Here is a 25313-nt window from a genome sequence, read left to right on the forward strand (position 1 = left end):
CAGTTCTGAGTGGAGCGGTTGCGCTGACCGGGTGGGTGCGAGACGGAGAGCGGTGGGTCGCCAGGGGCGTGCTGCCGGCGGCCTATCCGTTGAAGGGGCAGTGTGAGGACAACCGGGCCAATCCGTGTCAGCGCGGTGAGCAGGTGTTCTTCGGCGGTAAGCATCTGAGCCGGGTGATGAGCCTTGCGGAGCTACGGCCGGGAACCTTCTTCGGGGACTACGAGGCGAACGCGGTGTACGTCGCCGACGACCCGGCCGGCCAACAGGTCGAGATGTCGCGGACGACGACGGCGTTCGACAAGAGCGCGGCGAACGTCGGTGTGAGCGGGCTGGTGATCGAGCACTTCGCATCGCGGCCGCAAGGTGGTGCGTTGGAGGCCGGCAAGGGCTGGCGGGTGACAGCGAACGAGGTGCGCTGGAACCACGCGGTCGGGGTGATGCTGATCGAGGCGGACGGCGCGGAGGTCAGCCGGAACGCGATCGCCGACAACGGGCAGCTCGGGCTCGGGCAGTACCGGTCGGCCGGCGTCCGGATCACCGCGAACCTGGTCACCCGGAACAACACCGACGGGTTCTGGATCGCCGACTGGGAGTCCGGCGGGATCAAGTCGACGCGATCGTCCGGCGAGATCTCCGGGAACGACATCGTCGCGAACCGCGGTGTCGGGATGTGGAGCGATATCGCCGAGTACGACCGCAGGATCAGCGCGAACCGGATCCGCGACAACGCCGCCGACGGTATCCGGTACGAAATCAGCTACGCCGGCGTGATCGAGGAGAACGTTGTCGAGGGCAACGGGTTCGGCACCGGGCGCGGCTCCGGCGGGAGCCTGTGGGACGGCGGCGGGATCAACGTGAACACCTCCGCCGGCGTGCACGTCCGCGGGAACCTGGTGAAGGACAACCGGAACGGCATCTCGATCCAGTCCCGGACCCGCGGCGACGGGCCGCGCGGGCGGTACGTGCTCAGCGGTGTGGTCGTCGAGGGCAACCTGATCGTGCTCAAGGACGCCGGCTCCAGCACCGGAGTGGTCGAGAACAAGGGCTCGCCCACCCAGGACGGCGCGATCACGTTCCGCCGCAACAGCTACCGCGTTCCCGACACCACCCGCTTCGCCTGGCGCGGCAAGTCGCTCACCTGGCCGCAGTGGCAGGACGCCGGTTTCGACCAGGACTCGATCACGAAGGCCAGTTGATCAGCGAACCAGCTGTCTGGAGCGGTGGCGGATCCGGTCCGCGTCACAGATGGCGGCGGCCACCAGGAGGTGGACGGTCATCGACGAGAGGTCAGAAAGGCCGGACTCGTTCAGCGACGCGGCAGAAACGTAGCCGAGCAGCAGGGCGCCACAGGCTTTGATGTACGGCGTGGGCGCGCGCAGCACGGCCACCCACGCGAGGATCAGCGCCACCGCGACGATGAGGACAGCCAGCAGGCCGGTCTCCCAGTAGAGGCCGAGCCAGCTGTTGTCGATGGCCATGACGTCGATGTCGCCCTCACCGCGGCGGAGCAGGACGCGTTTGTTCCCCAGCCCGTGGCCGATGATCGCGGTCTGGACCGACACCTTCTCGTCCAGGACGGCCTGCCAACTGGTGGTACGGCCGCTCAGCGAGCTGATCTGCCGGGTGCCCTGCCCGCGGAGCAGCCAGGTGTGCAGCGAGCCGATCATCAGGAACGCAACACCGAGTAAGGCTGGTACGCCGAGCGTCATCAACCGCCCGAACCACGTCTTCCGGGTCAGCAGCAACGCCAGCACCAGCCCGAACGCGATCGCGGCAGCAGACGTCCGGGTGCGGCTGGCGGCGATCAGAATGCCGCCGAGGCCGATCAGCGTGGCCGCGGGCAGCATCGACAGCTTGCGGCAGACGTACCCGATGATCGCCAGACCGAGCAGAATCGCGCCGACCTCACCAACCCGCGGTGGCAGCATCGGAATGATGACGCCCTGGAGCCGGTAGCCGTTGCCTAGCGAGCTGAGCGGACGCCAGGCCTGACTCGGCGCGTAGGCGAGGCTGGCGACCACAGTGATCGCCAGCAGGATGTGTGCCCACAGATGCGCTCGGACGAGCCGCTCCGGGACCTGGACGAGCGGCCGCCAGAGCAGGAAGACCAGCACCAGACCGATCAGGAAGCGTGCCAGCCGGGTCAGCGGGCCCATCGGCTCGGCCAGCAGGAACGCTGTTGCGGTCGCGAACAGCACGTAGACGACGTACAGCGTGCCGGTCGGGTTGACTCTGGTCCGGAAGCCGGGCTTGGTGGCCGCCAGAGCGATCAGGAAGATCGCACCGAGCAGCAGCCCCTTCATCACGCTGTTCGTCGAGCCAGTCGTCCCCTGGGGCGCGGCGACGCGCCCTGACCACGGCTGCACACCCAGTACGAACAGACACCACAGAACCAGCCAGAACCAGGCCGGCTTCTCCAGCGGCGTCTCGACCGTTCCCGGCACCGCCTGCGCCAGCCGGTCCCGTCGGGGGCCCCACCCACGGCCGAGCCGGTATTCCGCACCATCGCGGAACAGGTCGGCCGCTCGCTGCGTACGCACGGTCAGCGAACGTGGGGGGTGGGAGATTCGGTCGGGGTGTAGTTGAGCGGGATACCGAGCGTCTCGTCGTGGTCGGAAGCGCCGATCAGGACGACGCCCAGCACCGGCGCTCCGGCGTAGTGGAGGGCGGCGGTCAGGCGGGCGACGTCCATCTCTTTGTCGTGACCGACCTGGACGACCAGGACCGAGGCGTCCACGGCGGCGGCCAGCGGCGAGATGCCGTGCCGCCCGACGGCCGCAGGGCCGTGGATGACGACGGAGTACCCCGGCGGGAGGTCAGCGACGATGCCTGGGACCAGCGAGGGCCCGACAGCGGAGGCGGTCTCCTCGTGGTTCATACCGGGCGGCAGGACGTAGAGGTCGGCGACAGTGCCCGGACGGAACAGCTTGCGCGCCCGGATCGCTCGAGTGGCCGCCGGCTCCATGACGAGGTCGGTCAGACCCTCGTGCCCGGTGACGTGCGGGAGGACCGGAGTCCCCTCGACGTCCGCCAGGACGAGCAGGGTCTCGCGGCCGTCGCGGGCGTTCGCCTCGGCCATTGCGAGCGCGATACCGGCCGCGTTCGGGCTGGTGGACGCCGAAACGACCAGCAGCGCGCCCGTGCCGCCGCCGGCGAAGGCGCGGGCGTTCAGCTCACGACGCGCCAGGGCGCCACTCGCCTCGGCACCCAGCGCGGTGATCTCGTACTGCGGAAGCTCGGGAGCGGAGCGGTGCCAGATGCGGCGCCGGTTCCCCTCTGAGGCCGCGATGACCGGCGAGCTCGATGCCCGGGCCGCCTGGTCGCGCGTCAGGATGTACGGGGTCAGATGCGACCGGAGGAGCGCCAGACCGAAGCCGAGCACCAGCCCGAGAATGCCGCCGACCAGGATGTCCCGCAGCACCATCGGGGATGAGGAGGCCGTGTCGGTTGTCGCCGGGGTGACCAGCTCGCTCCCGGCGCCGACACCGGTCAGCGCCTTCCGCATGGCGGCCGCGTCGTCTGCAGCCTGCCGGGCCTCGGTGGCCAGCCCGACGCGCTGGTCGCGTAGCTGGCTCGCCGTCTGGGTGTCGCCACGCTGCACAGCCTCGTCGATCTGACTGACCAAAGTCTTGGACTGCGCAGTCGCCGTCCGGGCCCGGTCCTGCGCCTGGCTGGCCAGCGTCGTCAGCAGCGCCTTGGCCGCGTCGTTGCGCTGTTTCAGGTAGATGGTCGCGATCGCGTTCGCCCGCTGGACAGCCTGGGAGGCGGTCGGGCCGTCGGTCGTCACCAGGTAGGCGTTGTCGGTGACCGCCTTGACCCGCGTCACGGCGGCCAGGTCGCGGATGGTCTCGTCAGTCGTCGGCAGCCCCAGCGTGACCGCGACACTGCGCAGCAGGCGCGGACTGGCCATCACCCGGGCCTGCGTCTCGGCCGGCAGGTCCATACCGAGCGGACCGGTCTTGTCGGTGCTGCTGGGCAGCTTGCCGACCAGCGCCGGCGGCACGGCCGGGCCGATCACAAGCTGACTGGACGCCGTCCAGCGCTGGGTCTGGGCGAGCGCGAAAATTGTCGCTCCGACCAGCCCGAGCACGATGCAGGCCACGATCAGCCACTTCTGCCGTAGCAGGGACTGAGCGGTCTCCCGCCAGACCACAGTGCCCGGTTCCATCCCATCCTCATTCCGTCGACCAGCGCCTCAGGATAGCTACGACGGCAGGGCGTGGCGAGTTGGTCCCGATCTGTGCCCTACTCTCTTCCCAAGGGTCTCGAGGGAGCAACACAGAGACCGTGGGGAGAAACGCAGTATGAAGAGATGGTTCGTCACGTCCATTGCCGCCGCCGGGGCGCTGATCGCCGGGTCGCTGGTGCTCGCACCGGCCGCCCAGAGCATCGAGGCCTCGCTGTCGGCCACCGACAGCCCGGTCTGGCAGACCAACGCCAGCGTCCAGGGCCTGACGGTCGCTGCCGGCAAGGCGTACGCCGGGGGCCGGTTCACCTCGGTGCGCCCGCCGGGCGCGGCCGCTGGGACCAATGAGGTCGCACAGGCCTACCTGGCCGCGTTCGACCAGGCCACGGGTGAGCTGGTCAGCGGGTTCAACCCGGTCCTCAACAACCAGGTGTACGCCGTAGCGGCGTCCGCCGACGGCTCCCGGATCTTCGTCGGCGGCGACTTCACCACCGTCAACGGCGTCACCCGGAACCGGATCGCCGCATTCGACGCCGCCACCGGCGCCCTGGTCGCGAACTGGAAGCCCAGCGTCTCCTACCGCGTCAAGACGATCGCCGTCTCCGGCAACACCGTGTACTTCGGCGGCTCGTTCGGGCTGGTGAACGGCCAGGACCGCCCGAAACTGGCCGCAGTGACCGCCGACACCGGCACGCTGCTCCCCTTTGCGCCCAACGTGAACGGCGACGTGTACGCCGTGGACGCTGCAGACGACGGCAGCAAGGTGTACGCCGGAGGTCAGTTCAGCCAGGTCAACGGCACCAGCCAGAACACGGTGGCCAGTCTGGACCCGGCCAGCGGCACCGTACTCCCCTTCCCGGGGGCGTCCGCCGTACCGCCGCCCAACGGCTCCTGCACGACCCGGGTGAAGGCAATCGACGCCAGCGGGGACACCGTCTACTTCGGGAACGGCGGTGACGGCGGCGGCTGCTTCGACGGCACCTGGGCCGCCGATATCGCCACCAACACGCTGAAGTGGAAGAACCAGTGCCTGGGCGCGACCGAGGCGGTCAAGGTCGTCAACGGCTGGCTCTACAAGGGCTCACACGCCCATGACTGCGCCAACCAGGGCGCAGGCGGCTTCCCGCAGGGCTTCGGCTACCGCTTCCTGCTCAGCCAGCAGCTCACCGACGGCCAGCTCGGCCCCTGGTTCCCGAACACCAACGCCGGTGCGCCGACGGAGGTCGGCCCGCTCGCCTTCGCTACCGGCGGCAGCGACCTGTGGGTCGGCGGCGACTTCACGACCACGAACGGCGTCGGTCAGCAGGGTCTGACGCGTTTCAGCAACGCACTGCCCGGTGCGGCTCCGGCGAAGCCGGCCAAGCTGACGCCGTACAGCGTGGAGACCGGCACGGTGCAGATCCACTTCCCGACCGTGCTCGACAGCGACGACAGCACGCTGACGTACCGGCTGCTCAAGGGCTTCAGCAACACCACCATCGCGACCTGGAGCGCCAAGTCGACGCCGTGGGACCGGCCCTGGCTGCACTACACCGACACGAACGTGACGCCGGGTGAGTCGACGAACTACCGCATCGAGGTCAGCGACGGCAGTACGACGTTGCGCGGCAATTACTCCGACCCGGTGACCGTGGCCAGTACGACGTCCACGGCGTACGACCAGATCATCAACGCCGATGGCCCGCAGGCGTACTGGCGGCTCGGTGAGCCCTCGGGGACGACTACCTCGGTCGACTCGTCCAACCAGAGCAACAACGGCACTTTCACCGGTATGACGCTCGGTGCGAGCGGTGCGATCGCAGGGAACACTTCTGCGACCACCAGCTCGAGCAGCGGCCGCATGGTCGGCGAGAAGGCCTTCAGCATGCCGCAGCAGTTCACGGTCGAGGCGTGGGTCAAGCAGAGCTCGCTGCGCGGCGGCCGCATCCTCGGCTTCGGCAGCTCCAAGACCGGCAACAGCGCCGGCGGCGGCGACCGGATGCTCTACATGCGGTCGAACGGCGCCATCACCTTCGGCGTGAACGACGGCTCGCAGCGGACCATCAGCAGCCCGTCCGGCAAGAACAACAGCCAGTGGCACCACGTCGTCGGCACGTTCGGCGACGGCATCATGCGGCTGTACGTGGACGGCATACTGGTCGGCAGCACCACCGCCGGCACCGCCGCGCTGTACTACGGCTGGTGGCGGATCGGCTACGACAACACGAGCTCCTGGAGCGGCGGCGGGGCCACCCAGACCGGGCTCGGTATCGACGAAGCGGCCGTCTACCCGTATGCCCTGAGCGCTCTGCAGGTCCAGAGGCACTACGATGCGCGATGAGCATTCTGTCGGGGAGTTGTAGCACAAAGTCATAACGCGGGTGGGGGCTCGGTTTCCAGCCGGCCGCCCAGAGCGCTAGTGTCCGCTGCTGGCGCGTCTGTGCGGCCCGCGCCGTCGACTGATCCCCCGCCCAGTCAAAGGAACTTGATGAAGAAGCTAGTTCTGGCCATCGTCACCGCCTCGGCCGTCGTCGCCGCGGCGCTGATCCCGTCCGGCCCGCCCGTCCAGGCGGCCTCCAAGGGATTCGGGTCCGCGGTCTCCGCGGTCCGGCAATCGGCGTGGCAGACGAACAGCAGCGTGAACGCGCTCGCGATCGCCGGTAATACGGTCTATGCCGGTGGCCTCTTCACCAGGATCCGCCCGCCGGGCGCGGCCAAGGGCCAGCGCGAGTCGGTCCGCACGTACGTCGCGGCCTTCAACAAGACCACCGGCGCGCCGACCACCTTCGCGCCGAAGCTGAACGGCGCGGTCTACAGCATCGCGACCAGCCCGGACGGCAAGTGGGTCGTGATCGGCGGCGACTTCACCACCGTGAACGGCGTCAAGCGCAGCAAAGTTGCCTTGTTCAACGTTGCGACCGGCCAGCTGGCACCCTCGTGGGCGCCGGTCGTCGCGGCCCGGGTGAAGGCCCTGGCGATCTACGGCAACAGCGTCTTCATCGGCGGCGCGTTCACGAAGATCGCCGGTCAGGTTCGCAACCGGCTCGGCGCGGTCACGCTCAGCACCGGCGCGCTGCTCAAGTGGAACCCGAACGCCGACGACGACGTGTACGCGCTGCAGACGTCGGACAACGGGACGCGGGTGTTCGTGGGCGGCCCGTTCACGACCATCAACGACCGTGATCACTACTCGCTGGCGATGGTGAACTCGACCACGGGTGCCGCGCTGGCGATGCCCGCGGCGAGCGCGATCCCGAAGCCGACCTGGCAGTGCACGACGCGGGTCAAGACGATCGACACCCTCGGCAACCGGGTCTTCATCGGTAACGGCGGTGACGGCGCCGGCTGTTACGACGGCATCATCGCCGCCGACGCCACCACCGGGAAGCTGCTCTGGCAGAGCAAGTGCCTGGGCGCGAACGAAGCGCTGAAGGCGATCGACGGCTGGCTCTACAAGGGCTCGCACGCGCACGACTGCAGCCAGGACGGCTCCTTCGGCGACGGCACCGGGACGCACTTCCTGCTCGTCCACAGTGTTGCCAACGGCAAGCTCGGGCCCTGGTTCCCGAACACGGACGCCGATCCGAACAGCACCACCCAGGTCGGACCGCTGGCGATGGCCGGTGACAGCACCGGCCTGTGGACCGGCGGCGACTTCCGCAACGTCAACGGCAAGGGCCAGCAGGGCCTCGCCCGATTCAGCAGCACGCCGGGCGGCGCCGTCCCCGCCGTCCCGAAGGCGCCCGCGCTGACGGCCGGTAAGGCCAAGGTGACGCTCAAGTTCACCGACGTCTACGACGTCGACAACATCACGCTGACGTACAACGTCTTCCGCGGCAACACCAAGATCGGGTCCTACAAGTACAACTCGTACCACTGGGACGCGCGGAAGTCCTACACGGTGACCGACACCGGAGTGAAGACCGGCCAGACGGTCGGTTACCGGATCGAGGTCACCGACGACCGCAACACCGTCAAGAGCTCGACAGCGAGCGTCAAGGTCAAGTAGAACCAGGAAGGGTCTGCCCGATCGGGCAGACCCTTCGCACATCGCCCACCGGCCGCCCGCCGGTCCCCCGAAATTCGCCCGTTCTCGCCCATAGGCCACTGGGGGTGGCCGACCTACAGTTGAACCCGAGGGGGGTTCATACCAGTGAGGAAACTTATTGCTGCGCTCGGCGCGGCAGCTCTCGGCGCCGCCGGGATCTTCGTCGCCCTGCAGCCGGCTCAAACCGCAGTGAGCACCGGCGGTCCGCTCACCGCGCTACCCGCATCCGCCTGGCAGACCGACGCCAGTGTGCTCGGCCTGGCCGTTGCCAAGGGCAAGACCTACGTCGGCGGCCGCTTCCTGAACGTCCGCCCACCCGGCGCCGCGCCCGGCGCCAGCCAGACCAAGCGGACGTACCTGGCCGCGTTCAACCAGAGCACCGGTGCGCTCGACACGTCGTTCAACCACGTCCTGAACGGCGTCGTCTGGTCCATCGTGGCCTCGCCGGACGGCTCCCGGATCTACGTCGGCGGCGACTTCACCAAGGTCGGCACCGTCACCCGGAACCGGATCGCCGCGTTCGACACCGCCACCGGCGCGCTCGTGGCGAACATCAAGCCGAGCGTGTCGTACCGGGTCAAGACGCTCGCGCTCGGCGGCACCAGTCTGTACTTCGGCGGTTCGTTCGGCCTGGTCAACAACGTCGCCCGGAACCGTGCGGCCGCGATCAACGTGTCCACCGGGGCCCTCCAGGCCTGGAATCCGAACCTCGACGCCGACGTGTACGCGATCGACGCCGCGGACGACAACTCCAAGGTCTACCTGGGCGGCACGTTCACCAAGATCGGCGCCACCAGCCGGTGGGCCGTCGGCAGCGTGAGCAGCTCGACCGGTGCGATCCTGCCGTTCTCCGCGGCGTCCGCCGTCCCGAACCCGACGTCGACCTGCAAGAGCCGGGTCAAGGACATCGAGACGGTCGGCAACCGCGTGTACTTCGCGAACGCCGGTGACGGCGGCGGCTGTTTCGACGGGACGTGGGCCGCGGACATCGCGACCGGCAACCTGGTCTGGAAGAGCTCCTGCCTGGGCGCCACCGAGGCGCTCACGATGGTCGGCGGCTGGCTCTTCAAGGGCTCGCACGCGCACAGCTGCCCGGGCGCCTTCCCCGAGGGCACCGGCAACCACTACCTACTCCTGCAGAACCCGGCCGACGGGGCGCTCGGCCCCTGGTTCCCGAACACCAACGCGGCGGCCCCGACCCAGGTCGGCCCGCTCGTCTCGGCCACCGGCGGCACAGACCTGTGGGTCGGCGGCGACTTCACCACCGTGAACGGCGCCGGTCAGCAGGGCCTGACCCGCTTCACCAACCTCGGCAACGGCGCCGCTCCCCTGGGCCCGGCGCTGCCGACGCTGTCCAACGCCGTCACCAAGCAGGTCAAGGCGACTGTCCAGACGTCACTCGACAACGACGACATCACCCTGACCTACCGGCTGCTCCGCGGCTCGACCAACACCGTCGTCGCCACCGCCACCGCGAACTCCACCTTCTGGAGCCGCCCGACCGTGACCCTGACCGACACCAACGCGCCGCTCGGGTCGCAGATGTACCGCATCGAAGTCACCGACGGCAAGAACACCGTCCGCGGCGGCTACTCGACCATCACCGTCAAGTAGCAACGCACCTGCTGAGCCCCCGCCCCACCCGGGTCGGGGGCTCACTTGTTGCTGCGGCGGCGGTGGGTGGCGATGGCACGGTTGGCTTGGTGCCACCAGAGGAGCAGAGTCAGGAACGAGGCGAGGGCGAGGCCCCAGGCGGCGCCGGAAGGGCCCCAGAGGAGGGCTCCACCGACGCCTAGAACGATCAGGACGACCGAGGAGACCAGACGGACACCGAGGCCGCGGTTGGCGGCTGTGAGGGCGCGGAGGATGGCGAAGGCGCCGGCGTTGGAGGCGCCGAGGGCCTGGAGCAGGATCACCGGGACCAGGACGGCATGGGCTTGCTCCCAGACGCCCGGCCCGAGCAGTTCAGTGCCGACGACCGGCGGGAGCAGGAGGAAGACCGCTCCCCAGGCGAGTGCGCCACCGCCGACGCCGACGGAAATCGCGAGGCCGACCAGCCAGAGGCGGCGGTAGGAGTGGGCGAGGGCGCGGCTCGCTTCGGGGATGGAGATCATCCGGATGCCCTGGTTGAGGACGTTGACCGGCCCGAGGAGGACCTGCGCGCCGCGGATACCGGCGGTCGCGACCAGGCCGGCCGCGGCAGTGATCCCGAGCATGTAGACCTGGATGGTGCCGGAGACGGCGAGCATCTCGCCGACGTACTTCGGGCTCAGGTCCCAGTTCCGGCGGATCCACTCCTGGATCAGCTGACGGCGTGGCGCGACACCGGCCTGGAAGCGGCCGACCACGGCGGCGATCACCCCGCCGAGCCCCCAGGCCAGCGTGAGCGTGGCCGCCGAGGCGGTGTCGGTCAGGTAGAGGCCGCCGAAGATCACCAGCATGCCGAGCAGCCAGATCAGGTCGTTCAGGAAGGCCTTCTGGCCCTCCCCCACCACGAAGAACGCCCAGCGCCAGGCGTCTTGGAGCAGCAGCCCCGGAAGCGTCACGGCGAACGCGAGCAGAACGCCCTTGGACGGGACGCCGGGGAAGAGCGCGATCGCCACCCCCACCAGCAGCCCGAGGAAGCCGGCGAACAGCGCGGTCGCGGTGGCGGCGCGGACGGCGCGCTGCCACTCCGGCGTCCGTTCGCCGGAGTGCCGGACGGCGAGCGGCTCGGTGGAGATCGCCCGCGAGACGTTCAGCGCGATCGTGTAGCCGCCGAACGCGAGCGCGTAGACGCCGAAGTCCGCGACCGTACTCGAGCGCGCCACGACGACGCCGACCGCGAGGTTGCTCAGGCTCGACAGCGCCTGATCGGCCAACCCCCAACCGGCGCGACCGGCCGGCCCGGCCAGTCGACGGAGTTTCTTCGGCCGCCGGAACCTCACCCCCGCACGCTACACAGCGCGCGGCGGGCGGCGCAGGACGCCGAACACGAAACGCGGGATACCGATCAGATACCGCTTCCACAGCCGCCGCGGCTCCTTGTAGAGCCGGTAGCTCCACTCCAGCCCGGCGCGCTGCATCCACAACGGCGCGCGGTCCAGCCGGCCGGTGTGGAAGTCGAACGCCGCGCCGACGCCGACCAGGATCGGGGCGTTCAGGACCGAGCGGTGCTCGGCCATCCAGCGCTCCTGTTTCGGCGCGCCCAGCCCGACCCAGACGATATCCGGACGCGCCTCGTTCAGCCGGGCGACGACGTCCGTGTCCTCCTCGGCCGTCAGGGCGCGGTACGGCGGGCACTCGACCCCGACCACCTTCAGCGCCGGATGCCGCTCCTGGAAGGCCATCCGCAGCTCGTCGGCGACACCCTCGGCGCCGCCGTAGAAGTACTGCGTCCAGCCACGCTCGGCCGCCTCGGCCATCGCGCGCTCGAGCAGGTCGGGCCCGGCGACGCGGTCCATCTGCTCGAAGCCGGCCTTCTGCCCGGCCCAGACCAGCGGCATTCCGTCCGGGACGACGAGGCCCGCGGTGTTGTACACCTCGGTCAGCCGCTCGTCGGCGCGGGCGTGCAGCAGCGCGTTCATGTCGGTCACGCAGACCAGCTCCCGAGCGCCGTCGTCGATCCAGCGCGCGAACGTCGCCACGGTGTCGTCGAGATTCGTCACGCTGACGTGGACGCCGAGCACATCGACACGGTCCGCGGCGGTGGCCGGAGCCTCCAGGTCGGTCATTCGGGTCAGTCCTCCGGGGTCAGCGCGGCGAGATCGGCATCGACCATGATGCGAACCAGCTCGGGCACATGGGTCTGGGCCTTCCAGCCGAGCTCGGTGGTCGCCTTGGAGGCGTCACCGATCAGCGAGTCGACCTCGGTCGGGCGCTCGTACCGGGTGTCGTGATCGACGTACTTCTCCCAGTCCAGCCCGACGTGGTCGAAGGCCAGCGCAACGAAATCACGGACCGAGTACGACGTCCCGGTCGCGACGACGTAGTCGGACGGGGTGTCGTGCTGCAGCATCCGCCACATCGCCTCGACGTACTCCGGCGCGTAGCCCCAGTCGCGGCAGGCGCTCAGATTCCCCAGGTACAACCGATCCTGCTTGCCCAGTTTGATCGCCGCGACCGCGCGGGTGATCTTCCGGGTCACGAACGTCTCACCGCGCCGCGGCGACTCGTGGTTGAACAGGATGCCGTTCACCGCGAACAGGTCGTAGGCCTCGCGGTAGTTCCGCGCCATCCAGTACCCGTAGACCTTCGCGGCGCCGTACGGCGAGCGCGGGTAGAACGGGGTGTCCTCGTTCTGCGGGGGCGGCGTCGCGCCGAACATCTCCGACGACGAGGCCTGGTAGAACCGGCAGTCCAGCCCGACCATCCGGATCGCCTCCAGCAGCCGGGTCGTCCCCATCCCGGTCGTGTCGCCGGTGTACTCGGGCTCGTCGAACGAGACCCGCACATGCGACTGCGCCGCCAGGTGATAGACCTCGACCGGCCGGATCGACGCCAGCAACGTCACCAGCCGCGACCCGTCGGTCAGATCCCCGTAGTGCAGGAACAGCCGCTTGTCCGACTGGTGCGGATCCTCGTACAGGTGGTCGATCCGCTTGGTGTTGAACGTCGACGCGCGGCGGATCAGCCCGTGCACCTCGTAGCCCTTGGCGAGCAGCAGCTCCGCCAGGTAGGAACCGTCCTGGCCCGTGATACCGGTGATCAAGGCCTTCTTCATACTGCGTTCTCCAGGTACCAGGCGTAGGTGGCCGCGACGCCCTCGGCCAGGGTGATCGACGGTTTCCAGCCGAGCTCGCCGAGCCGGCTGACGTCGAGCAGTTTGCGCGGCGTCCCGTCCGGTTTGGACAGATCGTTGCTCAGGGCCCCTTCGTAGCCGACCACCTCGGCGACCAGCGCGGCCAGCTCCTGGATCGTCACGTCCTCGCCGACGCCGACGTTGATCGGCTCCGGCGCGTCGTAGTGCTCCAGCAGGTGCAGGCAGGCGTCGGCCAGATCGTCCACGTGCAGGAACTCGCGCCGCGGCGTGCCCGTCCCCCAGAGCACGACCTCTGGCGCACCCGACACCTTCGCGTCGTGGAACCGCCGGATCAGCGCGGGCAGCACATGGGAGCTGGTCAGGTCGAAGTTGTCGTTCGGCCCGTACAGGTTGGTCGGCATCGCCGAAATCCAGCGCAGCCCGTACTGCCGGCGGACCGCCTGGACCTGCATGATCCCGGCGATCTTCGCGATCGCGTACGCGTCGTTGGTCGGCTCCAGCTCGCCGGTCAGCAGACTCGACTCGCGGATCGGCTGCTCGGCGTACTTCGGGTAGATACACGACGACCCGAGGAACAGCAGCCGCGGCGTCCGCACCTCGAGCGCGGCATCCATCAGGTTCACCTGGATCCGCAGGTTGTCACTGAGGAACTCGGTCGGATGATCCCGGTTCGCGAGGATCCCGCCGACCCGCGCGGCCGCGTCGATCACCACCTCCGGCCGGTGCTCCGCGAAGAAGGCGGACGTCGCCGCGCGGTCGCGCAGATCCAGCTCGGACGACGCCGCCCCGATCAGCCGGGTGTACCCGGCCGCCTGCAGCCGCCGCCAGATCGCCGACCCGACCAGGCCGCGATGGCCGGCCACGTAGACGGTCCCACCAACATCCATCAGTACGCTCCCGCGCCGTAGATCACCGCACGCACGGTCTTCCAGAGAATCAGCAGATCAAGGGTCATCGACCAGTTGTCGACGTAGCGCAGGTCGAGCCGGACCGACTCGTCCCAGGACAGGTCGCTGCGGCCGCTGACCTGCCACAGGCCGGTGAGCCCGGGTTTGACCAGCATCCGCCGCGAGTCGTCGGCGGCGTACAGCGCGACCTCTTCGGCCAGCGGCGGGCGCGGGCCGACCATCGACATGTCGCCGCGCAGCACGTTGAACAGCTGCGGCAGCTCGTCGAGCGAGAAGCGCCGCAGCCAGCGGCCGAGCGGCGTCATCCGCGGGTCGTTGCGCATCTTGAAGATGACGCCGTTGCCGTCGCTGAGCGTGTACAGATCGCCGAGGCGCTGCTCGGCATCGGCGTACATGCTCCGGAACTTCAGCATGGTGAACTCGGCGCCGCCACGGCCGACGCGCTGCTGCCGGAAGAGCACCGGGCCCGGGCTGGACAACCAGACGGCGAGCGCCAGACCGGCCAGCAGCGGCGCCAGCAGGATGATCATGCCGAGCGCGAACAGCCGGTCGAAGACCGCCTTCATCAGGTGCGGGCCGCCGCTGACCGACGGCCGCTCCAGGTGCAGCAGCGAGAGGCCGGCCACCGGACGCACGGAGATCCGCGGGCCGGCGACCTCGATGATGCCCGGGGAGACGATCAGCTCGACGCCGCGCTGCTCGAGCGCCCAGGACAGCCGGCGCAGCGACTGCCCGGCCAGCTCGGGATCGGTGGCGATGGCAACGACCTCGACCGCGTGCCGGTCGGCGGCGGCCAGGATGTCGGCCTCGTCCAGCTCGTCGGGCTGGAGCAGCGCGTCCGGCTCGGCGTCGCTGCGCGGGCGGCAGGTCGCGACCACGCGGAACCCGTCGGTCGGGCGGCTCTCGAGGTGCTCGCACAAAGTTGCGGCCGGGCCACTGTGCCCGACCACGAGAACCCTGTGCATACAGCGGCCGCGGACGCGGTGCCGGTGCAGGTCCTTGCGCAGGGCGTAGCGCAGGAACAGGGCGGAGGCGCACATCACCGGGATCGCCAGCACGACGAAGCCGCGGGCGATCTCGGTCTTGGTCACGTACGACGCCATCGCGACGGCCGCGGTCAGCCCGACGCCGGAGCGCAGCAGCGAGCGGAACTCGTCCGGCCCGACGCCGAAGAAGCGCGGGTCGTAGCCCTTGGACAGCGCGACCGCGGCGACCCAGCCGAGCGGCAGCAGGCTGCTGACGATCAGGTAGCCACTGCCGACCTCGCTGCCGAACCTGGTCAGCAGGGCGACGAAGACCCCGAGCATCGCGGCGAGCAGATCGCCGCCGACGGCGGCCCACCGGTAGACGCCGACCCACTGCGGCTCGGTCGATCGCGACGAGCGCGGAACGATGGCCGGAACCTCGTGCGGTACGACCCAGAGCGGGCGGCGTCCGTCGACCGCGCCCGGCGCCTCTGCTCCGCTCACTCGCCCTCGTTCCATGCTGCAATCGCCCGGTCACGGACGGTGCCCGGCGAAGTCTGCAGTCTGCGCTTCATACCTGTCAAACGGTGATCGCCGTCCTAAGTGACGGCGAAATCCTTGAGAGCCTCACATCCCCAGAATTAACCCGCCGGTCGGCGGCGGGTCACCGCAGATTACTACGGCCGTCCGGACCCGGCGAGCAACTGGGCCGAACCGTTGCAGAGAACTTGCACACACTCCGGCGGCCAGGAAGACAGGCAGTCTCAGACCCGAGAACGGGCACTTCCGACGAACTCCAGCAACTGCCGGCCGGCCGCCTCGGTGGAGAAGCAGGTCTGCGCGTGCTGCACGGCCGCGGCCGCCATCCGGTCGCGCTCCGGCTCGTCGACCATCAATCCGATCAATACGTCCGCAGCGGCCTCGGCGTTCTCGAGCGGCCAGAACAGGCCGTCCGTGCCCGACCGCAGCACTTCGGGGACGCCGCCGACCGGCGCGGCCAGTACCGGAACGCCCTCGGCCATCGCCTCGACCAGGACGATGCCGAAGCTCTCGGTCTTGGAGGTGTGGCAGTACAAACGGTGTTCCCGCATCAGCCGCCGAGCGTCCGGCCGGTAGCCGAGGAACGTCACTTGGTCAGCCAGTCCGAGCTCGGCCGCGTGCGCCTCCAGCGCAGCACGGTCGCCGCCGTCCCCAACCACAGAGAGGGTGTAGCGGTGCCCTCGGGACGCAGCAGCGGCCAGGATGTCGAGGAGGTACCGGTGGTTCTTGCGGGAGTCCAACCGGCCGACAGTGATCAGGTCGGCCCGCGGGGTGGTCAAGCCGCGGTCCTGGCTCGGCGCGACCGGGTTCGGTACGACGGCGTTCGGTACGACCTTCAGCGCCGGGACCTGGTTCTCCAGCCCGGTCTTCGTGTAGTCGGACACATAGACGATTCCGTCGAGCCGGCTGAGCACACGCTCCTCGAATGCGCGGATCGACCGGAACAACCGGCCGTTGCGCGGCAGCTCACCCTCATCAGCCCACTCATCGGCCTGTGAGACGTTGAAGTGCGCCACCATCACCACGGGCTGCGTCGTCCGAACTTCAAGCGCGACACCGGCCGAAATCGGACACTGCGCATAGATGACCGCATCCGGTCGTTCCTCAAGCCAGCGGGCCAATGCGGTCTTCAGGTAGCGCGCATGCCAGAACTGATGCCACCAGACCGCCGCAGCCCGGCTGACCGGCCGGATGCCGATCCTGGCGGCGAAAATCGGCAGTACGAACGGTGAGCGCGCCTCGAACGGTGTGACGACCTGCACCGGCGCGCCCAGGCTGCGCAGGTAGGAGTCGAAGGTCCGAACGTGGCTCTGCAGTCCAGAACCACCGGCGTACCGCATCAGACTGGCAATAACGATCTCGCTCATGCGGGCGCTCCTGCGACGACAAGACCGGCGACGTGTTCGCGGCGGGCCTTGGCCAGCTTCCACCACCACAGCGCGGCACCGAACACCGAGGCGCTGGCACTCCCCCACACCACGCCTTGCGCCTGCCAAAAGAAGCCGCCGAGCGTGGCCAACGCGACGAACAGGGACGTCACGATGACCTGCACCTGCATCGTCTGGTCAGCACGTCCCAACGCACGCAGTCCAGCCGAAGGCCCGACCTGCATGCAGCCTGCGGTCGCACTGACGATCACACCGAGGACCAGCGCCTCCGCACCCAGCCACACCGAGCCGAGCACCAACTCACCGAGGCCGAGCGGGAAGACCAGCAGAATCACAACACCCCAGGCCAGCGCCATGCTGGCCAGCCCACCACTCAGAGCGCTGCACAGCTTCCACAGCGCCCGGTCGCTACGGCCCAGCGCCCGAGCCGCTTCCGGTACGGCGACCTGACCGACGCCCATCAGCAGCGCGGCCACCGGACCGATCAGCATCTCCGCACCGCGAATCGCGCCCGCGGCGGCGAGCCCACCGGTCGCTGCCACGATCAGCGGCCGAATCTGGCCGCCGGCGCCGAGTACGACGTTCTCGATCAGAAACCGGACGCCGAGGTCGCTGTGACTGCGCAGCCAGCCCGCTGCCGCAGCTGGCCGCGGCAGCACGCCGGCCTGCCAGATGCCGAACAGTCCGGCGATGGCCGCCGTCCCGCCGAAGGTGAACAGTGCGGCCGTCAGTCCGAAGCCCAGGTACTGGCCGGCGAACAGGCCGCCGATCATCAGCACGGTCCAGACCGTGTCGTTCAGAAAGGTCTTGTGGCCCTCGCCGGCCGCGAAGAACGCCGACCGCCAGCTGTCCTGCAGCATCAGACCGGGCAGCACGACGCCGAGCGCGATGAAGGCCGCGCCGGTGGTCCCCGAGACGCCACGCATGGCGAACCCGATCCCGACACACAAGGCGCCGCCGACCACACCGACGAGCAGCGCGACGCCTCCGGCCGCGGCGACGGCCTCGCGGCGCTTCGCGTCGTCCGCGACGCTGAAGCGCACCATGAGCGCGTCGGTCGACAGCGCGCGGGAGCAGTTCAGCGCGATCGAGTAGGCGAGAAAGGCCAGGCCCAGGGCGCCCAGGCCGGTGGCGCCGAGCAGGCGGGCCACGAAGACGCCGAGCAGGAAGTTGCCCAGGCTGGAGACCGCCTGGTCCGCGATCCCCCACCCCAGCCGGCCGGCGACCTGCCGCCGCAGGTTTGTGCTCATCTGGTGACCTGCGTCCTCGTGGAAGTGAACAGCGCGGTGTCGAGATCCTTGAAACCCTCTTCGAGCCGTTCGCGGCAGTCCGCGGCCCGCTCGGCGAGCGTCTTGATGATCTGCGGTTCGAGGGACTCCAGCTCCGCGACCTGCTCGACCAGCCGGTCGAGGTCGAGGGTGCGGACATCCTGGACGTATTGCGGCAGACCCATGTCTGCCATCAGTGCGTCATGTTTGCGGCCGTATCCGATCGCCAGCGTCGGACGGCCGAGTTTCAGACCGGCAACGACGCAGTGGTAGCGCATGGCAACGACTGTCTGCACCGAAGCGACCTGGTCCAGCAGACCGTCGAACGACGTGAACGGCTGGTAGCTGACCGGCACCGGGCCGGAGCCGGTCCAGTACGACTGCGCGTCGTCGACCACTGCCTTCGCGACCTCTTCGTCGAGTGCGTCTCCGATCAGCAACCGGACGCTGCGCCCGGAGTCGACCAGTCTGCGAACGAACGCGCACATCTGGCCGACGTACTCCGCATGGACCGCATCAGCTCGCGGTCTGTCGGTCGGGGCGCCGTAGTACGCCATCACCCCGACACCGACCGATCTGGGCTCCGGATCGCGCGCCAGTTCGACAGGCAGCGCGAACGCGAGATCGGCGTACGCACGGTCCTGCGGTTTGGCCACACCGGTTTCGCGGCCGACCCCGAGTGAGTATTCGTCCCGGAACGACCGGTACGTGACCATGCGCGCCGCAGAGCGCAGCAGGTAGCGGATGAGCGGTTCTTCGACCCGAGAGCCGCCGACACAGACCAGTGCGGTCTTCACACCGAACAGAACGCCGCAAACCGCCATCACGAGCATGCTGTAGGGCAGCTCCCAGGGCCGCTGCGGCAACGTCGCCTCCAGGACGCCGGCGCCGGGGATGATCACCACGTCATGCCGGCGGACCCACCGACCGGTCCGCCAGGTGTCGATGATCGCGGCCGGCCCGATCCGCAGCAGCGTCAGCAGCTTCTGCACGATGCGGTTGCGAGCGGGTTTGCGGGACTGCATCCAGTGCAGCTCGACCGCCGGGACGCCGAAGCGCTTGGTGATCGCCTCCGGCCCTTCGCACATGAAGTCCAGCTCGGCGTCCGGGCGTTTCTTCCGCAGGTAGTCGAGAACGGCGTCGAGCATCGCATCGTTGCCGATGTTGCCGCCGCCGAGGCGTCCGTAGAGTCCGACCTTCATCGTCAGCGCCCCTCCTGACCGGCGACGAGTGCGCCCAACGACAACTTGTCGACCGCACCGAAGTACGTGATCGGCTGCGGCCGCTCCGCGCCCGGAAGGCGCCGGGTGACGCGGCTGGTCAGCCACTGCCGGATGTGCCGGTTGCAGGCGCGCTTGTCCGCTGCGGACAGAGGTGACCGGCGGACGGCGGCGAAGTAGCCGCCGATGTACTCGGCGACCAGCCGCACCGGCGGGTGCACCAGCTTGTTGGCCCGCTTCGGGTCCAGGTTCCGCGACCAGCTGCTGATCGTCGGGTTGGCCTGCAGCGCACGGCCCTCGTGGTGCCGGCGGAAGTACAGCCACTCCGGCACCTGCAGGAAGCGCCCGTGCAGTGCGACCTCGGCCATGAACACCTGGTCCGCGTGGTAGAAGCTGTCGTGCGGCTTCACCTTGCGCAGCACGTCGGCGCGCATGACGCCGTAGAAGTCGTCCGCCTGGATCGCACCGGGCAGATCGCCGTCCCGCAGCATGCTGCGCAGCCGCTCCGGCGCTTCCAGCGCGTCGGTGTGCAGCGGGTACTCCAGCGCCTGGATGACGTTGTCCGTCCCGTCGATCGCCGCCGTGTACGAATGGGTCAGGACGGCGTCCGGGTGCGCGTCGAGCATCTCGACGCAGCGGGCTACCAGCTCCCGGCCCCACAGGTCGTCGCCCGAGGCCCACTTGAAGTACTCGCCGTGGCTCTTGCGGAAGACGAAGTCGTGGTGCGGTGCGGCTCCCACGTTGCGCTCCTGGCGGTAGAACGTGATCCGCTCGTCACGGGCGGCGTAGTCCCGGCAGATGTCGTCCGTGCCATCCGTCGACGCATTGCTGGACAGGATCAGCTCGAAGTCGGTGTACGTCTGGCCGAGGACGGCGTCCAGCGACTGCGCGAGGTACTCCTCGCCGTTGTAGACCGGTAGGCCGATGCTGAGTCTGGGGTGGGTCATGTCGGGCTCCCAACTGAGTCGACGGCCGAGGGGCGGATGGTCCGGTGCACCGGATCGAGGAAGCGCCGCGACGATGCGAGCGCCAGAACGGGAACTGCCAGCAGAAAGCCGCCGACGACATCGGTGAACCAATGCATCGACAGCACCAGGAGTGCGAAGCCCATGGTCAGTTCGGCCACGAGCACGAGCCACCACGCCCACAGCGGCGGTTGGCGGCGCCAGACGAACAAGATCCCGCCCAGACAACACAGCAGCACCGCTGTGTGCCCGGACGGGTACGAACCACTCAGTACGCCGACGTCGCCATGCGGATCGGGTCGCTGTAACACCGCCTTGGTCACCTGGGTGACGAACACGGCGACAACGGCGACGCCGACCACATAGACGAGCGGGGTCAGCAGTCGGCGCCGGACGGCGGCCACCAGCCCGGCCAGTGCGAGCGCGAAAAGCGCCACCGGCGGGCCGGCGGTGTCCACGACCCAGCCGAACGCCAGTTGCCACGGGCCCCAGACGTCATCGGGCCGGAACACCTCGCGTGCCATCCGGTCGAAGTTGTCGGTCGGGTCGACTGTGACGTACACAGCCAATGCCAGGAACACCACCAGACTGACCACAGCCCAGCGGTGCGCCACTGACATCCTCGGAGTCACAGTTCCCCTCTCACGCGTACTTACGGAAGACGGGCTGGACCGGCCGACCGGGGAGGAACGCCGAGACGTCCTGAGCGTCGAGCGCCTTGCGATAAACCGTGCAGGCCTGCCCGACCACCTCGATCGTCCGATCGATGTCCTCGTTGGTCAGCGCGCTGCTGACCACGAACGACGGGCCGATCACGCCGCCGAGGATCAGCTCGCGCAGGAAGAGCGTCCGGTACGGCTGGGACGGCGCGTGGTTCTCGTCGAGCGTCGCGAACACGAGGTTGCAGGACCGGCCGCGAACCAGCACGTGCTCCTCGACCCCGGCTGCGAGCGCCACCTCACGGACGCCGGCCGCGAGCTTGTCGCCACGCTCCTGAAGGCGCGCGGCGATCCCCTCCTCGGCGTACACGTCCATGACCGCCATCGCGGCCGCCAGCGCGTGCGACTCGGCGCCGTGCGTGGTGGAGAGCAGGAAGACGCGCTCGTTGCTGTCCCGCAGCCCGCCGCGCTCCATGTACTCGCGTTTCCCGGCCAGCGCCGACACGGCGAACCCGTTGCCGAGCGCCTTGCCGAACGTGGACAGATCCGGGGTGACGCCGTACATGCCCTGCGCGCCGGCCTCGGAGAACCGGAAGCCGGTGATCATCTCGTCGAAGACCAGCAGCGCGCCGTAGGAGTGGACCAGGTCGCGCAGGCCTTCCAGGTAACCGGCCGGGGGCTCCTGCTGGGTCGCCGCCTCCAGGATCAGGCAGGCGATCTCGCCGTCGTGGCGGCGCAGCAGCTCCTCGGTCGCGGCCAGATCGCCGTACGGGAACGCGACGGTCAGGTCGCCGATCGCGTCCGGGATGCCGGCCGCCATCGGCGTCCGGGTGATGAACCAGTCGTCGGTGGAGAAGAACGCGTGGTCGGAGCAGATCGCGACCTTGGCCCGGCCGGTGATCGCGCGCGCGAGTTTGACCGCGGCCGTCGTCGCGTCCGAGCCGTTCTTCGCGAACTTCACCATCTCCGCGGTCGGCACCGAGGCCAGGAACCGCTCGGCCGCCTCGGCCTCCAGGATGCTCGGCCGGACGAAGTTCGTCCCGCGGTCCAGCTCGCGGCGGACCGCTTCCAGCACCCGCGGGTGCTTGTGCCCGAGGCTGACCGCGCGCAGGCCGGAGCCGTACTCGATGTACTCGTTGCCGTCGACATCCCAGACGTGCGCGCCGAGGCCGCGCTCGATCACCGGCGCCATGTCGGCCGGGTACTGGTCGTCGCCCTTGGCGTAGGTGTGCGCGCCGCCGGGGATGGCCGCGTGCAGCCGCTGGTTCGCGGCGATCGACTTCTCGAACGACTTGGTCATGTCAGCCTCGCGATCGCCTCGGCCAGCGACGGCGCCGCGAGGTCCCGTTCGGACATCAGCGTCACCGGCAGCGGCCAGTGGATGTCGAGCTCCGGGTCGTCCCAACGGATCGAGACGTCCTCGGAGGGGTCGTGCGCCCGGTCGATCCGGTACGACACGTCGGCCGGCTCGGTGAGCGCCTGGAACCCGTGCGCACAGCCGGCCGGGACGTAGATCGTCACCTGGTTCTCGCCGGTCAGGTCGAAGGTCTCGCGCTGCCGGTACGTCGGTGAGCCGGGCCGCAGATCGACGACGACGTCGAGTACGGCGCCGGCCGAACAGCGGACCAGCTTCGCCTCCCCCGCGCCCGCGCGGATGTGCATCCCGCGGACGACGCCGCGCCGGGAGCGGGAGATGCTGTCCTGGACGAACGCGTCCGGGTCGAGCCCGGCCTGCTTGACGACGTCCCGGTCGAACGTCCGCGAGAAGAACCCGCGCTCGTCGACATGCGGCGTCGGCCGGAAGATCAGCGCTCCGGCGATGTTGGCGACCTGTTCGACCTGCATCAGCGCCTCAACTCGTGCGGTTCGGGCAGCGGGACGAGGTACGTCGCGCCCCAGCCGCCGTCGGCCTCGAGCTGCGCGATCACCTCTTCGGCGATATCCCAGGTCAGCACCAGGACGACGTCCGGCCGGGCGGCCTTCAGCTCCTCGACCGGGCGGATCGGGACCATGCACGCGCCGGGGATCCGGCGGCCGTGTTTGCCGGGCGCCTTGTCGACGGTGAACTCCAGCAGGTCGGCGCCGACCTTGCTGAGGTCGAGCAGGACCGGCGCCTTGGACGGAGCGCCGTACCCGAGCACCCGGCGTCCGGCCGCCTTGTGCCGGGTCAGCTCGGCGTGCAGCGCGCCCGCGGCGTGCCAAGCGGCCTCTTGCAGGCTGGCCAGCTGGATCTCGTCGGCGATCCCCGCGGCCTCCTCATCGGCCAGGATGACGTCGACCGACGGGTCCGGCTTCGCGTCGGCGGTGTGCCGCAGCATCACCATCAGGCTGCCGCCGAACATCTCGACCTGCTTGACCGACTCGACCGCCAGCCCGTTGCGGGCGGCAATGTTCCGGACGGCGCGCAGCGACTGGTACGACCAGTGCCCGTGCCGGATCGTGTCGAACTGGTTGCCCACGAACAGCGGCAGCAGGTGGTGGAACTCCATCACCAGCAGGCCGCCGGGCGCGAGCCGCTCGGCGCGCAGTTCGAAGCTGTCGCCCATCGCGGGCTCGTGCACCAGGCCGTGGACGTCGATGACCAGGTCGGCCCGCTCGCCGTCGCCGGCCAGGCGCGAGCCCGCGGCGTACAGGTGCTCCAGCCAGGAGCCGCCGTGCGGGCTGCCGAACTCGAAGACGATGCCCCCGGCAAGCTCCGGGTAGTCGCGCAGGATCTCCTTCACCGAGGACTCGGCGTGCGCGAGGCTCGTCGCCGACTCGACCGCCAGCGGCTCCTCGGCGATCTGCGCCTCGACCGGGCCGAGCTGGACGAGCGTGCAGTCGCGGCACAGCCACAACGACAGCGGCCACCGCGGATCGGGCCCAGGCGCGTCGGCCGGCGGGAAGAGGTCCGCGACCGGCTGGTCGCCGATGTCGACCACGAGGACGACGTCGTCGGAGGCGCAGCCCCGGCAGTTCACCACGTCAGCATCCCCTTACCGGTCGTGAAGGCTTCGGCGTACCGGGCGCGGCACTCCATCCCGCGGATCCGCGCGAGCCCGGTGAAGATCTCCTCGTCGAACCAGTCGTGCGCAACCTGTGAGGGGTAGGCCTTGTGCAGCCGGGCGACCTTCTCCCGCAACTGCTCCTCGGTGAGCTCGACGTACAGCGACGGGCGGCTCATGTCGCCGTCCCACTTGGGGATCTCGTAGTGCAGCACGAGATGGTCGCGCCACACCGTCGGCGCCAGCTCGGCGATCAGCCGGTGATCCTGGTGCGCGTCGTGCTTGCTCGGGGCAAGCACCAGGTCGGGCTTCCGGCCATCGCCCCGGGCCGTTGCCTCCAGCAACTCCTTGGTCTCGTTCCAGTGCGCGGGCAGGCGACCGTCCGGCAGCTCGGCCGAGGTGACGGTCACCTCGCACTCGGGCAGGAACAGCTCCGCGCCGTGCCGGGCCTCTTCGAGCCGGAGCGGCGTACCGGTCGCGATCACGAACTCGGCGGTCAGCTCCGGCACCGATTCGGCCAGTTTGAGCAGCGTGCCGCCGCAGCCGATCTCGATATCGTCCGGATGCGCGCCGAGGGCAACGATGTGGACCGGCCCGTCGATCAGGCCGAGCTGGAACGGCAGCATCAGATCGCCACCACTACCGGGTCGGTGGCCGGCGGGTTCGGCCGGCGGTTCTCGTGGGACCACAGCGCCCACGGCTTCTTGCCTGAGCGGTACAGCTCCTCGAGCTGGCTGCGCTCCTTGAGGGTGTCCATCGGCGCCCAGAACCCGTGGTGCGGAATGGCTTCGAGTTTGCCGACCGCGGACAGCCGCGGGAACGCGTCGCCGACCAGGTCCTCGCCCTCGTTCAGGACGTCGAAGATCTCTTTCTTGATCACGAAGTAGCCGCCGTTGATCCAGACGTTCAGATCGGCCGCCGAGCGCAACCCGGTGACGCGCGAGTCGGTGCCGAACTCGACCACGTGGAAGGACGCCTGCGGCGGCACCGCAAGCAGGCTCGCCGTCACGTCGCTGGAGATGACGTGGTCGACGATCTTGTCCATCGGGGCGTCGGTGAGCACGTCGCCGTAGTTGGCCAGGAAGACGTCGTCGTCCTCCAGGTACGGCCGGACCCGGCGCAGCCGCTCGCCGATCGAGGTGTCGATCCCGGTGTCGACGAAGGTGATCTTCCACTCGCTGATGTCGGAGTCGAGCAGCTCGATCCGCTGCCCGCCCTTGGTCATCACGAAGTCGTTGGAGACCGTCTCCTCGTAGCGCAGGAAGTACTCCTTGACCGCCGAGCCGCCGAAGCCCAGCGCCAGGATGAACTCGGTGTGCCCGAAATGCGCGTAGTACCGCATCACGTGCCACAGGACCGGCCGGTCGCCGATCGTCATCATCGGTTTCGGCGCCGAGTCCACCCCGCTGCGCATCCGCAGCCCGAACCCACCGCAGAAGATCACGACCTTCATCAGACTTTC

21 protein-coding genes are annotated in these 25313 nt (G+C 69.3%); 4 read left to right on the forward strand and 17 right to left on the reverse strand.

What is annotated here, in order from left to right; all coding sequences use genetic code 11:
- Nucleotides 1-35 precede the first annotated feature (35 nt).
- On the forward strand, nt 36-1196 hold the full coding sequence (locus HPO96_RS01825; RefSeq protein ID WP_337796471.1) for a right-handed parallel beta-helix repeat-containing protein: 1161 nt from the start codon (nt 36-38) through the stop codon (nt 1194-1196).
- On the opposite strand, the gene HPO96_RS01830 is transcribed toward HPO96_RS01825, so the two are convergent.
- Together HPO96_RS01830 and HPO96_RS01835 are read right to left on the reverse strand one after the other, a co-directional pair.
- A complete protein-coding gene (locus HPO96_RS01830) occupies nt 1197-2540 on the reverse strand; it encodes a hypothetical protein (RefSeq protein WP_337796472.1) in 1344 nt (447 codons plus the stop codon).
- 2 nt (nt 2541-2542) lie between these two features.
- Nucleotides 2543-4168 carry a Wzz/FepE/Etk N-terminal domain-containing protein gene (locus tag HPO96_RS01835; protein WP_171670433.1) on the reverse strand — a complete coding sequence of 542 codons (1626 nt, stop codon included), beginning with the start codon at nt 4166-4168 and terminating at the stop codon, nt 2543-2545.
- Between the two features lie 136 nt (nt 4169-4304).
- Between HPO96_RS01835 and HPO96_RS01840 the strand changes: the two genes are divergently transcribed.
- From HPO96_RS01840 to HPO96_RS01850, 3 genes are all read left to right on the forward strand, one after another.
- On the forward strand, nt 4305-6506 hold the full coding sequence (locus tag HPO96_RS01840; protein WP_171670434.1) for a LamG-like jellyroll fold domain-containing protein: 2202 nt from the start codon (nt 4305-4307) through the stop codon (nt 6504-6506).
- A gap of 147 nt (nt 6507-6653) precedes the next feature.
- A complete protein-coding gene (locus HPO96_RS01845) occupies nt 6654-8174 on the forward strand; it encodes a WD40 repeat domain-containing protein (RefSeq protein WP_171670436.1) in 1521 nt (506 codons plus the stop codon).
- 144 nt (nt 8175-8318) lie between these two features.
- Entirely contained in the window at nt 8319-9827 is a 1509-nt protein-coding gene (locus HPO96_RS01850; RefSeq protein WP_337796473.1) for a fibronectin type III domain-containing protein, read from the forward strand.
- A gap of 41 nt (nt 9828-9868) precedes the next feature.
- Here HPO96_RS01850 and HPO96_RS01855 read toward each other — a convergent pair whose 3' ends face one another.
- The 15 genes from HPO96_RS01855 to HPO96_RS01925 form a co-directional block, all read right to left on the reverse strand.
- Complete coding sequence (locus tag HPO96_RS01855) at nt 9869-11140, reverse strand: MATE family efflux transporter (RefSeq protein WP_171670438.1); 1272 nt, start codon at nt 11138-11140, stop codon at nt 9869-9871.
- Between the two features lie 9 nt (nt 11141-11149).
- Complete coding sequence (locus HPO96_RS01860) at nt 11150-11926, reverse strand: WecB/TagA/CpsF family glycosyltransferase (RefSeq protein ID WP_171670439.1); 777 nt, start codon at nt 11924-11926, stop codon at nt 11150-11152.
- A gap of 5 nt (nt 11927-11931) precedes the next feature.
- Nucleotides 11932-12915: a GDP-mannose 4,6-dehydratase gene (gene gmd / locus HPO96_RS01865; RefSeq protein ID WP_171670441.1), complete on the reverse strand. Its 984-nt coding sequence runs from the start codon at nt 12913-12915 to the stop codon at nt 11932-11934.
- Nucleotides 12912-13841, reverse strand: coding sequence for a GDP-L-fucose synthase family protein (locus HPO96_RS01870; protein WP_171670443.1), 930 nt, complete (start codon nt 13839-13841; stop codon nt 12912-12914). Before HPO96_RS01870 ends, gmd begins: the two co-directional genes overlap by 4 nt.
- Nucleotides 13841-15331 carry a sugar transferase gene (locus tag HPO96_RS01875; RefSeq protein ID WP_337796474.1) on the reverse strand — a complete coding sequence of 497 codons (1491 nt, stop codon included), beginning with the start codon at nt 15329-15331 and terminating at the stop codon, nt 13841-13843. Before HPO96_RS01875 ends, HPO96_RS01870 begins: the two co-directional genes overlap by 1 nt.
- A gap of 260 nt (nt 15332-15591) precedes the next feature.
- On the reverse strand, nt 15592-16734 hold the full coding sequence (locus tag HPO96_RS01880) for a glycosyltransferase family 4 protein (RefSeq protein WP_171670446.1): 1143 nt from the start codon (nt 16732-16734) through the stop codon (nt 15592-15594).
- Nucleotides 16731-18005 carry an MATE family efflux transporter gene (locus tag HPO96_RS01885; RefSeq protein WP_171670448.1) on the reverse strand — a complete coding sequence of 425 codons (1275 nt, stop codon included), beginning with the start codon at nt 18003-18005 and terminating at the stop codon, nt 16731-16733. The genes HPO96_RS01880 and HPO96_RS01885 overlap by 4 nt, the downstream gene beginning before the upstream one ends.
- Entirely contained in the window at nt 18002-19225 is a 1224-nt protein-coding gene (locus tag HPO96_RS01890) for a polysaccharide pyruvyl transferase family protein (RefSeq protein ID WP_171670450.1), read from the reverse strand. The genes HPO96_RS01885 and HPO96_RS01890 overlap by 4 nt, the downstream gene beginning before the upstream one ends.
- A 2-nt stretch (nt 19226-19227) precedes the next feature.
- Complete coding sequence (locus tag HPO96_RS01895; RefSeq protein ID WP_171670452.1) at nt 19228-20190, reverse strand: glycosyltransferase family 2 protein; 963 nt, start codon at nt 20188-20190, stop codon at nt 19228-19230.
- Complete coding sequence (locus HPO96_RS01900) at nt 20187-20828, reverse strand: phosphatase PAP2 family protein (protein WP_171670453.1); 642 nt, start codon at nt 20826-20828, stop codon at nt 20187-20189. The genes HPO96_RS01895 and HPO96_RS01900 overlap by 4 nt, the downstream gene beginning before the upstream one ends.
- A 22-nt stretch (nt 20829-20850) precedes the next feature.
- Nucleotides 20851-22167, reverse strand: a complete 1317-nt coding sequence (locus HPO96_RS01905) for a glutamate-1-semialdehyde 2,1-aminomutase (protein WP_171670455.1) — start codon at nt 22165-22167, stop codon at nt 20851-20853.
- Entirely contained in the window at nt 22164-22712 is a 549-nt protein-coding gene (gene rfbC, locus HPO96_RS01910; RefSeq protein ID WP_171670457.1) for a dTDP-4-dehydrorhamnose 3,5-epimerase, read from the reverse strand. Before rfbC ends, HPO96_RS01905 begins: the two co-directional genes overlap by 4 nt.
- Complete coding sequence (locus HPO96_RS39485) at nt 22712-23830, reverse strand: class I SAM-dependent methyltransferase (RefSeq protein ID WP_171670458.1); 1119 nt, start codon at nt 23828-23830, stop codon at nt 22712-22714. Before HPO96_RS39485 ends, rfbC begins: the two co-directional genes overlap by 1 nt.
- The gene (locus HPO96_RS01920; protein ID WP_171670460.1) at nt 23824-24477 is read right to left on the reverse strand and encodes a PIG-L deacetylase family protein; all 654 of its coding nucleotides are present in this window, start codon (nt 24475-24477) and stop codon (nt 23824-23826) included. The genes HPO96_RS39485 and HPO96_RS01920 overlap by 7 nt, the downstream gene beginning before the upstream one ends.
- Nucleotides 24477-25304 carry a sugar phosphate nucleotidyltransferase gene (locus HPO96_RS01925; protein WP_171670462.1) on the reverse strand — a complete coding sequence of 276 codons (828 nt, stop codon included), beginning with the start codon at nt 25302-25304 and terminating at the stop codon, nt 24477-24479. Before HPO96_RS01925 ends, HPO96_RS01920 begins: the two co-directional genes overlap by 1 nt.
- Nucleotides 25305-25313: the final 9 nt, after the last annotated feature.

Source organism: Kribbella sandramycini (assembly GCF_013131805.1).
In the GTDB taxonomy this organism is placed as follows: Bacteria; Actinomycetota; Actinomycetes; order Propionibacteriales; family Kribbellaceae; genus Kribbella; species Kribbella sandramycini.